10 protein-coding genes are annotated in these 9,655 nt (G+C 44.2%); 9 read left to right on the top strand and 1 reads right to left on the bottom strand.

The features are described from left to right. Nucleotides 1-66 precede the first annotated feature (66 nt). The 4 genes from QUB52_RS27630 (at nucleotide 67) to QUB52_RS27615 (ending at nucleotide 3,024) form a co-directional block, all read left to right on the top strand. Nucleotides 67-528, top strand: coding sequence for a hypothetical protein (locus QUB52_RS27630; RefSeq protein ID WP_332975502.1), 462 nt, complete (start codon nucleotides 67-69; stop codon nucleotides 526-528). Beyond that, entirely contained in the window at nucleotides 525-1,304 is a 780-nt protein-coding gene (locus tag QUB52_RS27625) for an HIRAN domain-containing protein (protein WP_332975501.1), read from the top strand. The genes QUB52_RS27630 and QUB52_RS27625 overlap by 4 nt, the downstream gene beginning before the upstream one ends. Nucleotides 1,305-1,709: 405 nt before the next feature. Further along, nucleotides 1,710-2,408 carry an aquaporin Z gene (aqpZ, locus tag QUB52_RS27620; RefSeq protein WP_332975500.1) on the top strand — a complete coding sequence of 233 codons (699 nt, stop codon included), beginning with the start codon at nucleotides 1,710-1,712 and terminating at the stop codon, nucleotides 2,406-2,408. Nucleotides 2,409-2,535: 127 nt separating this feature from the next. After that, a complete protein-coding gene (locus QUB52_RS27615; RefSeq protein WP_332975499.1) occupies nucleotides 2,536-3,024 on the top strand; it encodes a gluconokinase in 489 nt (162 codons plus the stop codon). A gap of 391 nt (nucleotides 3,025-3,415) precedes the next feature. On the opposite strand, the gene QUB52_RS27610 is transcribed toward QUB52_RS27615, so the two are convergent. Continuing rightward, the gene (locus QUB52_RS27610; protein WP_332975498.1) at nucleotides 3,416-4,411 is read right to left on the bottom strand and encodes a carbohydrate kinase family protein; all 996 of its coding nucleotides are present in this window, start codon (nucleotides 4,409-4,411) and stop codon (nucleotides 3,416-3,418) included. A gap of 481 nt (nucleotides 4,412-4,892) precedes the next feature. Between QUB52_RS27610 and QUB52_RS27605 the strand changes: the two genes are divergently transcribed. The 5 genes from QUB52_RS27605 to QUB52_RS27585 all read left to right on the top strand — a co-directional run bounded on the left by QUB52_RS27605 (nucleotide 4,893) and on the right by QUB52_RS27585 (nucleotide 9,329). Next, entirely contained in the window at nucleotides 4,893-5,168 is a 276-nt protein-coding gene (locus tag QUB52_RS27605) for a helix-turn-helix domain-containing protein (RefSeq protein WP_265233862.1), read from the top strand. A 34-nt stretch (nucleotides 5,169-5,202) separates the two neighbouring features. Continuing rightward, nucleotides 5,203-5,496: a hypothetical protein gene (locus QUB52_RS27600; protein ID WP_265233891.1), complete on the top strand. Its 294-nt coding sequence runs from the start codon at nucleotides 5,203-5,205 to the stop codon at nucleotides 5,494-5,496. Nucleotides 5,497-5,663: 167 nt separating this feature from the next. Next, a complete protein-coding gene (gene hisS / locus QUB52_RS27595) occupies nucleotides 5,664-6,938 on the top strand; it encodes a histidine--tRNA ligase (protein ID WP_332975497.1) in 1,275 nt (424 codons plus the stop codon). 350 nt (nucleotides 6,939-7,288) lie between these two features. Continuing rightward, nucleotides 7,289-8,101, top strand: coding sequence for a Uma2 family endonuclease (locus QUB52_RS27590; RefSeq protein WP_332968249.1), 813 nt, complete (start codon nucleotides 7,289-7,291; stop codon nucleotides 8,099-8,101). A 118-nt stretch (nucleotides 8,102-8,219) separates the two neighbouring features. Further along, nucleotides 8,220-9,329, top strand: a complete 1,110-nt coding sequence (locus tag QUB52_RS27585; RefSeq protein WP_332975496.1) for a DNA cytosine methyltransferase — start codon at nucleotides 8,220-8,222, stop codon at nucleotides 9,327-9,329. Nucleotides 9,330-9,655: the final 326 nt, after the last annotated feature.

The raw sequence follows: 9,655 nt of genomic DNA, 5'->3' as shown, positions 1-9,655 counted from the left end.
ATCCTTTCTCTTCGCTGTGCTTATCTCAACGGTCAACTTTCAATTTGATGTATTTGCCAAAGTGAGATGCACCCTACAGACCGTCACTCAGAGAATTGGGGTGTATTAGATAAACCCGAAAGCGATCCTACTTTAAATATCGCCAGATATCTAGCACCAACTCACGACCATGCCTCTAGTTTTGGAGTGCGGATATTAGATAAAGAACGGCAAGATAGACTGATTACAAAAGATACTGGCTTTTCTGTCCAAGCTTATGCTAAAAGATGCTCTTCTCAGTTATATGCTAGCGATAATGAACGAAAGCCTCTCAAGACTTTTGAGGCATTCCGCTCCGCAGCGCTAGACTATCCCCAAGCAGCCAAAATTTGGCTCAATTGCCTTGCGAGGATTTCCCCTAATGAGCCTCTAGCCATTTTTAACCGGATACCGCGCGATCGCATTTCACAAATTACCATTGACTTTTCTCAACAAATACTTAAATATAATAGAGAAAGGCTACTTGAATTGACAGGAGATTTGCTTTGAAAACACTATTTTTGGCTTGGCAAGACCCGGGCAGCCGTTCTTGGTTTCCGATCGCAAAATTGACATTTAACGGTAAAGAATACCAGTTCAATTATACAAATGGTGTTCTAGAAGCTCAACATAAGTGCAGGTTTGAACCCTTGCCATCTTTCCCTGATTTCAATAAGGTTTACACTTCACAAAAACTGTTTCCCTTGTTTTCTAATCGAGTGCGGCCGCGATCGCGCCCTGACTACCCTGAATTTGTACAGTGGTTGAATATCCCTCAACACGAAGATGACCCAATTGCTTTATTGGCCCGCAGCGGAGGTAAACGGGTAACTGATAAATTTGAGGTATTCCCCTGTCCCGAACCGGATGAAAATGGACGTTACCGCATCCATTTTTTTGCACATGGACTGCGACACCTTCCCAAGCCGGCAATTGAACGGATTAATGAGCTTCAAGTGGGCGAACTTTTGTATTTAGCCCACGAATTTCAAAATCCGCACGATTCCTCTGCTTTGCTTCTGTGTACTAAAGATCGCTGGATTGTAGGCTATTGTCCGCGCTATCTTTTGGATGATATTTTTAATATTATCTCGCAGCATCGAGAATTGGTTCGCGTGGAAGTCGATCGCCTCAACCAACCCCCAACCCCGCTACAGTTCCGCTTGCTGTGCAAGATTACCGCCGATTGGCGAGAGTTTCGCCCATTCTCCAGTCCGATGTACCAGCCGGTTAGCAGTGATGTTTTAGCTGCAAGGGCGATCGGCCTTACAGCCAACAAGCAGTAAAATTGCGATCGTCAAGTTAGCCAAAAACCCAAATTAATTATTTTGAAATAAATTACTAATAGCTTGCCAAAGTTATACAAAAAATAGGCTGATTATTGACAATTTAATTACAAAATCATATAAAAATTAGTTAAGTATTTGTGATTGATTCGCACAATTTATATTAAAAAAACCGCAGAGGCTTGACATTGTTTTCATAAAATAGTAAGCTCTGAGCTAATTTGTTAAATTCAAATTCCACAATTTCAGTTGAGACAATATACATTCTATAAATTAAAGTTACAGATCCTTGTAAGGTTTTCCTTGGTATTGTAGTGCTGGCGAAAAAAAATGCAGCTCTAATTTTGAGAATGTCAGATCATAACAGGGTGCATAATTAACCTATCAAAAATAGAGAGGGTGAGCATGGACACAAAAATAAAAATAGGAGTTGCTGAAGCCTTCGGTACTTTTGTACTGGTATTAGGTGGATGCGGCAGTGCAGTTTTAGCTGGAGACAAAATCGGCTTTTTGGGAGTGGCGATCGCCTTTGGCTTATCCCTCTTAGTTATGGTTTATACGATCGGGCCGATCTCTGGATGCCACATCAATCCAGCGGTAAGCATCGGTTTAGTAGTTGCTAAACTGATCGATGCTGTTTTGCTTCCTTATTATATAGGAGGTCAGATTTTAGGCGGAATTTTAGGCGGTCTTGTTTTGTATCTGATAGCATCAGGAAAACCCGGTTTTGATGCGGCTGCTTCGGGATTTGCTTCCAACGGTTTTGGAGAACATTCTCCCACAGGTTACGGGCTTTTAGCAGCAGCTTTGACGGAAATTGTACTGACGGCTTTTCTGTTATTTACCATCATGGGTACTACCGATCCCCATTATCCCGTGGGTTTGGGCGGAATTCCGATCGGCTTGGTGCTGGTGTTGATTCACTTAGTCGGAATTCCCGTAACCAATACATCAGTTAACCCCGCTAGAAGTATCGGTGTGGCTATCTTTCAAGGCACCTGGGCAATCCAACAGTTGTGGGCGTTTATTATATTCCCCATCATTGGTGGAATTATCGGGGTATTCGCTTATAATTTAATTAGAAACACGAGGGAAGAAGTTTGATCGATAATTAGAAATAGACTGAGTTTCTTAACGTTTTTCTGGTGCAGGATTTATCAGAACATTTAAGAAACTCGGTTTGTCTCACGCCCAACTCGATAGAATTACAAATATTTGGTAAATAATAGCGATGATTGCGATCGTGATGGGAGTCTCCGGTTCGGGAAAAACTACTGTTGGTAAGTTGCTGGCGGAATCTCTCAATTGGGATTTCAGCGATGCCGACGATTTTCACCCGCCAGCAAACATCCAAAAAATGAGTCGAGGAATTGCTTTAGAAGATGCCGATCGCCTGCCTTGGCTGTTGCACTTGCAAGCTACAATCGACAGGTGGCTGTTGGAAAATAAAAATGTCGTGTTAGCTTGTTCTGCCTTAAAAGCATCTTACCGCGAAATGCTCTACCGAGACCCGCAGCAAATGAAAATAGTTTATCTCAAAGCTTCTTTTCAGCTATTAGCATCCCGGTTAAAAACTCGCGAAAATCACTACATGAAACTAGACTTGCTGTCAAGTCAGTGCGCTACTCTCGAAGAACCAGAAAATGCAATTATTATAGATGCTTCGCAGCCGCTAGACGTAATGGTGCGCCAGATTAAAAATAATCTTATACCAATTTAAAAAAAGAATGCAACAGTATTCTTGTTCCCCCCCTTTGCAAGGGGGGGCTAGGGGGGGTCGAAGAGTGTTGCACGATTTTAGAAAAATGGTATATAGCCTTTCTCACATTCGTGAGGTACGAATTTTGACATGAAAAACTTGCTAGTGTAAGGGTTGTAGCATAACTCAGCATACCTCATCTTTCTGAGAAACGCTATAATACCATTTTGCAAAATAAGTGCTACATAGAACCCCCCCCAACCCCCCCTTGTTAAGGGGGGGGGGCTAGAAATTCATCTATAGCAAGTATTTATTAAATTGGTATAATTGGCGGTTAATTTCCCACTAAAAAACAGGTTTGTAGTGAAGACTTTAGTCCGCATAAAGAAGGACTAAAGTCCTCACTACGAACCTATGAATGTTTGGCGGGATGTTTTTTGTACAAATACAAGAAAGCTTCAACTTCAGCGCTGGTTGGTTGAGCTGCAATTGCCCCAGGCTTCATCGCTGTCATCGCACCCACCGCGCTTGCATAGGTGACAATTTTTTTTGCTATTTCTGGATCTGCTAAATTCTTAATTCCCTGCTTGCACAACTGTTGCACAAAACCAGCGACAAATCCGTCACCGGCACCTGTTGTATCCTCAACATCTACTGCAAAGACGGGGATTTTTCCTTCATTTTCCGACAGACAGTAGGAGCAACCTTTATCGCCCGCTGTCACCAAAACGCCTTCTACAGAATCGAGGCGGTAGGTAATAGCTCCAGCATCGGTAGTTGCAAACAACCATTCGGCTTCTTCGTCAGATACTTTGAGAAAATCTACTTTTTTTAAGAGTTTTATGATGTGCGCTTTTGCTTCGTCGGGATTTGGCCAAAACACCGGACGCCAATTGATATCAACTATAATTTTAACGTCGTAACGTTCTGCTAGTTCGATCGCTCTTTCGATCGCTTCTCTACTTTCAGGATAAGCTAATTCTAAAGTGCCTAGCACTAAAAAATCGGCATTTTCAAACAAAACTTCCGGTATTTGGGCAGCCTGGAGGCGGGTGTCGGCAAAATCCGCAGTATCCAATGTACCAAAACCTGCAAAAGATCGATCGCCCGCTTCATTCCGCAACACATAAACTTGTCGCGTCGGCGCACTCGGATGGCGCTGCACTCCAGCGGTATCAACCCCTACTTCTTGCAACACCTGCACGAGGGAATTCCCCAACTCATCCCCCCCCACAGCACCGATAAATGCCGCCTCAGTCCCCAATTTAGACACAGCACAGGCAACATTTGCAGGAGCGCCACCGGGATACGCCGTCCAAGATTCTACCTCTTCTAGAGATGCTCCTGGTTTGTCTGCTAAACAATCAAATAAAATTTCACCCAGACATAGAACGCGAGGATAAGTCATATTGATTTTAGATTTTAGATTTTAGATTTCGGTGTGAGCGCGAGCGTCGAACGATTTTAGATTTTAGAGCCGCAGCAGACAAGTCAATAATTATTTTTAACCCATCCCATAAAAATTGTCAGCTATTTTTTAATGGCTGCTCCCTATAATATCAGACTTGCTGATACCGGCAGTTACAGGCTCAACGCACAAGTGCAGTGCGGGCGTATCAGCAGTTTTACTTACCAACATCTCCGGGTTTGTGGGCCCGGATGTCAGGTGCATTCAGGGAAAGCTAGCATCCGCCACCCCATGCGCCTGCTGTGCTGCTGGTGCGTCTTGCGGTGTCCCCGACTTCTTTTCCACGAAGCCGCGATTATGCAAGCGAGTTGGTGCTTGCACTGTGAAAAAGCAGCCGCAGCAGATTTAATTTTCTCTTCATACTCGCTCCCTCATCCTCTAGAATTGTATATAGGTAAATATGCACACATAGGAAAAATTTATGAACGGGAGCGTCTCCAGCACCCCTGTCACCCTTTCGGACAGAGAATTGCAAGTGGTAGAGTTAGTAGCGGCGGGATTGACCAATGAGAAAATCGCTGAAAAGTTAGAGATTAGCAAGCGTACTGTTGACAACCACATTAGTAATATCTTGAACAAGACGCCCGCTGACAATCGAGTTTCGCTGGTACGTTGGGCGTTGCAGTGGGGGAAGGTATGTTTGGACGATATTAACTGTTGCGCTCTACCAGGGCCGATCAATAAAGAAGTATCTTAAATAGGGATTTTGGTTGGGGACAGGCAAAGAAATGATGCAAACGGCACAAGAAAAACAACTCCGCTATCAAATTCAATCCCCGGGATTGCCGCTGACGGTATATCGCGAAGTAGCAGCCCATTTGCGTCAAGTTGAAGGGGTGGAAATCGGTTTAATTCCGCAGCAGTCGCAGCGGTTTGATTACAGCGACAGCCAAATTGGAGGTTTGTGGATACAGTATCCTGAAGGCTTCGATTTGGTCGATCGCCAGCGGGTCGATCGCATTTTGGCTTATTATGGCGATCGTTACGGAGCTTGGGAATTATTAGTTATTGGGCATAGGGCATAGGGCATCGGGCATCGGGCATCGGGCATCGGGCATCGGGCATCGGGCATCGGGCATTGTTAACTGTTAACTGTTAACTGTTAACCGTTAGCTGTTAGCTGTTAACGAATAACAACCAACAAATAACAACCAACAAATAACAACCAACAAATGACTAATTACTAACATTCATGAGTACAATTAAAACTTTACCGGGAACGCGGGATATTTTGCCCGCAGAAATTCAATATTGGCAAAATATAGAAGAAGTCGCTAGAACAATTTTGAACAAAGCGGCTTATCGAGAAATTCGCACTCCTATATTTGAACAAACATCTTTATTTGAACGCGGTATCGGCGAAGCTACCGATGTTGTGGGCAAAGAAATGTACACTTTTAAAGATAAGGGCGATCGATCGACTACTTTGCGCCCAGAAGGAACCGCCGGAGTAGTGCGCTCTTTTATTCAAAACAGTTTGTACGCTGCCGGAGACGTGCAGCGTCTGTGGTATACTGGGCCGATGTTTCGCTACGAACGCGCCCAAGAAGGCAGACAGCGGCAATTCAATCAAATTGGCGTGGAAGTGTTGGGGAGTGCCAATCCACGGGCGGATGTGGAGGTAATTGCGATCGCCTGTGACATCCTGCAAGCGATCGGTTTAACCAATTTGCGCCTCGATATCAATTCAGTCGGAAACAAGCAAGACAGACAAAATTATCGGCAAGCATTGATCGATTATTTTACACCGCACAAAGAAGAATTAGACGCGGATTCCCAAGACCGTTTGACTCGCAATCCGCTGCGGATTTTGGATAGCAAAAATCAGCGCACTCAAGAAATTGTCGCTGGTGCTCCCAGTATTTTAGAATATTTGGGTGAAGAATCGCGATCCCACTTCGAGCGAGTGCAGGAAATGCTCACAAATTTAGGAATTAGCTATCAGTTAAATCCCCGATTAGTGCGCGGTTTAGATTACTATACCTACACCGCATTTGAAATTGTCTCCGACGATTTGGGAGCGCAAGCCACAGTTTGTGGAGGCGGCCGCTACGACGGTTTAGTCAAGGAATTGGGCGGCCCAGATACCGCGGCAGTCGGTTGGGCTATGGGTGTAGAACGGTTAATTATCCTGCTGCAAAAGTTGCAACCTTTGCCCGCGCCGAAGTTAGATTTCTATTTGGTATCTAGGGGCGATAAAGCCGAACAACAATCAATATTGTTAGCTCAAAAATTGCGGAGTGTTGGCTTTAGTGTAGAGATAGATTTGAGCGCTAGTGCTTTCGGGAAACAGTTTAAAAGAGCCGACAGAAGCGGTGCGGTTGCGTGTTTGGTTTTGGGTGATGCGGAAGCTGAAAATGAGACTGTACAATTGAAGTGGTTGGCCAGTGGTGAACAAAGTGCGATCGCCCAATCTGAACTGCTAGCCATGACAGACGAGCTAAAACAGAAGATAAAAGCTGTGTAGGGCGATCGAATTCCCAAATGACATCTCCCCGTTCGTAGAGAACCGGGCGGTTGAAACCGCTTCTATACAAGCAAAACCCGGATGGTGCGCGGGTTGAAGAAGACCGGGCAGTTGAAATTACCTGATTTTCTTCAGTCCGCGGAGGCGGACTTTGTTTTTGTAGGCGCGGTTTCAACCGCCGTCTACATCTTCAGTTTTTGTAGGCGCGGTTTCAACCGCCGTCTACATCTTCAGTTTTTGTAGGCGCGGTTTCAACCGCCGTCTGCATCCACAGAAAACGGCAATCAAAATTAATCTCAAAAACAAAAAGATATAATAAAAAAATCAACCCCTACAACATCTGATAAACTATGTTAGTAGCTACTAAAAACCCTCCAGTCAAACTAATAGTAACCTGGCCATTACTACCAGACGATTTTCAACTACCGGACGACCCCGTGGAAGACGAAACCCAACCCTTAATAGCCGCCGCATTGCGCCAACCTCTAACCGCAATTCCCGAATTAATGCAGGATGCCTTAATAGTTTCTAATTTTGCCCTTTGTGCCGGAATTAGTTTCCCATCCTCCACCAGTGACGAACAGCGGACTATTTGCAAAGCACCCGATTGGATGTACGTAAAACCCGTCAATCCTCAAAATGTCTCGCAAGTCCGCCGCAGTTACACGCCGCACACCGAAGGAACTATCCCTCAAATTGTGATGGAATTCCTCTCGGAAACTTACGGGGAAGAATACTCCGTTGAGTTTAAGCAGCGAGTGGGTAAATGGTTCTTTTATGAGCAAATTATTAAAGTACCAAGATACGTTATTTTTCGAGCAACTACCGCTCATTTAGAAGTTTATGCTTTAGAATCGGAGCATTATGAAGCGGAAGAACCGGATAATAACGGACGTTTTTGGATACCTGGATTAAACTTGTTTTTGGGTATTTGGGAAGGAACGCACGAATCTAGAACTGGTTATTGGTTGAGGTGGTGGAATGCCCAAGGTGAGTTATTGTTATGGTCAGAGGAGCGGGCTGAGCAAGAACGGCTACGCGCTGAAGAGGAACGGCTACGCGCTGAAGAGGAACGGCTACGGGCCGATCGCGAAAGTCTCCGCGCTGAAAGACTAGCAGAAAAATTGCGTCAAGCGGGGATCGAGTTAGATGATGAAGAGTGAAAGATTAAAGGCGATCGAGTCTTAGTACGGTTTGCACAGCGCACCTGACGACTATTTGGTATAATCACACTCTTGTGTTGCAGGCATTCAGCCGGCTATTGTCCCACTGCGAACTAATATGTCACTCGAAGGCCTCAAAGACGTAAGCTGGAAAACCAAACCAAAACTGATATCCTTGTTTTCAGGCTGTGGTGGTATGGATTTGCCATTTCACAAAGCTGGGTTTGATGTGGTTTGGGCGATCGACTCCAATCAATACGCCTGCAAAACATTCAGCAGAAACATTGCTGATGTCATCGTCAACGACAGCATAGAAAATATAGACATTGCACAAGTTCCCGCAGCCGAAATATGTATAGGAGGCTTCCCCTGTCAAGACTTCTCCCTAATTTGGAAGCGCCCCGGACTTGAAGGAACCAGAGGCAATTTATATACATATTTTCTAGATTTTGTCAACACAAAAAAGCCCAAAGCTTTTGTCGCAGAAAATGTCAAAGGTTTATTAAGTGCGAACAATTATCAAGCAATTAAACAAATAATTTCCGACTTTGAAAGTATCGCACCCGGTTATTTAGTCAAACCCAAACTTTACAACTTTGCCGATTACGGAGTGCCGCAATTTCGGCAAAGAGTGTTGTTAGTTGGCATTCGGATGGATACAGGATTTGATTTCGTGCATCCTCAAGCAGAATACGGCCTTAATCGCCAAAATCCTTATCGCACAGCGGGCGAAGCACTCCAAGATGTCAATCGAGTTATTGACAATAACCAAAATCATCAAATTCGCGATCGCACCGTTGAAATTTTGAATCGAATTAAAGCCGGAGGGAATTTTTCTGATATTCCCAAAGACAGTCCATACTATGTCAAAGGCATGATCAGTCACGTTTATCGACGAATTCATCCCGATAAACCGTCATCTACAATCATTGCTGGCGGAGGCGGCGGAACCTGGGGTTATCATTATCCAGAACCCCGTGCACTGACAAATCGGGAGAGGGCGAGGCTGCAAACTTTCCCCGATGATTTTGTATTTGAAGGTTCTGTTACCGAAGTGCGCCGCCAGATTGGAAATGCAGTACCGCCAGAGGGAATTGCTGCTGTTGTTGAATCTCTAATTCCGCTATTTAAGGGCGATTATGATAAAGTTGATTTATATGAAATGAGTGAAAAGTTGCAGGGAATGTCAATTCAGGATCGCTTAAAACACGCAGAATTAGAAATATAATTGTAGGGTGCGTCGCTATAAAAAATTCCAAAAAATATCGACAATCTCACGGCGACGCACCCTACAAAATAAATAAGATTGCATAAATCTTTGATAGAGCCAGTCAACCGCAGATTTAAGGCAGATCAAGGCAGATTAACGCAGATAATTTCAAGATAGTCTGGGAATGAGTGCAAAAATTCTAATAGTTCAAAAAACAACCTCAACACTTATTTTGTAGCAATATTTTTCATAAATGGTACTATAAGGCAATACGGTTTACTTAAGGCTTGGGAGGATTTAAAATTACAAAAACAGGAGGATTCATTTTTATGCCAGTACCTCTG

It is taken from the genome of Microcoleus sp. A6-C6 (genome assembly GCF_036705955.1).
In the GTDB taxonomy this organism is placed as follows: Bacteria; Cyanobacteriota; Cyanobacteriia; order Cyanobacteriales; family Microcoleaceae; genus Microcoleus.
Note: the sequence above shows the minus strand (reverse complement) of the source record. Positions and strands in the feature narration are given on the sequence as shown.

Bases quoted from the DNA above. Each gene is read 5' to 3' on its own strand.
- QUB52_RS27630 (WP_332975502.1), top strand. From the start codon at position 67: ATGCACCCTACAGACCGTCACTCAGAGAATTGGGGTGTATTAGATAAA.
- aqpZ (WP_332975500.1), top strand. From the start codon at position 1,710: ATGGACACAAAAATAAAAATAGGAGTTGCTGAAGCCTTCGGTACTTTT.
- QUB52_RS27615 (WP_332975499.1), top strand. From the start codon at position 2,536: ATGATTGCGATCGTGATGGGAGTCTCCGGTTCGGGAAAAACTACTGTT.
- QUB52_RS27610 (WP_332975498.1), bottom strand. From the start codon at position 4,411: ATGACTTATCCTCGCGTTCTATGTCTGGGTGAAATTTTATTTGATTGT.
- QUB52_RS27605 (WP_265233862.1), top strand. From the start codon at position 4,893: ATGAACGGGAGCGTCTCCAGCACCCCTGTCACCCTTTCGGACAGAGAA.
- QUB52_RS27600 (WP_265233891.1), top strand. From the start codon at position 5,203: ATGCAAACGGCACAAGAAAAACAACTCCGCTATCAAATTCAATCCCCG.
- hisS (WP_332975497.1), top strand. From the start codon at position 5,664: ATGAGTACAATTAAAACTTTACCGGGAACGCGGGATATTTTGCCCGCA.
- QUB52_RS27590 (WP_332968249.1), top strand. From the start codon at position 7,289: ATGTTAGTAGCTACTAAAAACCCTCCAGTCAAACTAATAGTAACCTGG.
- QUB52_RS27585 (WP_332975496.1), top strand. From the start codon at position 8,220: ATGTCACTCGAAGGCCTCAAAGACGTAAGCTGGAAAACCAAACCAAAA.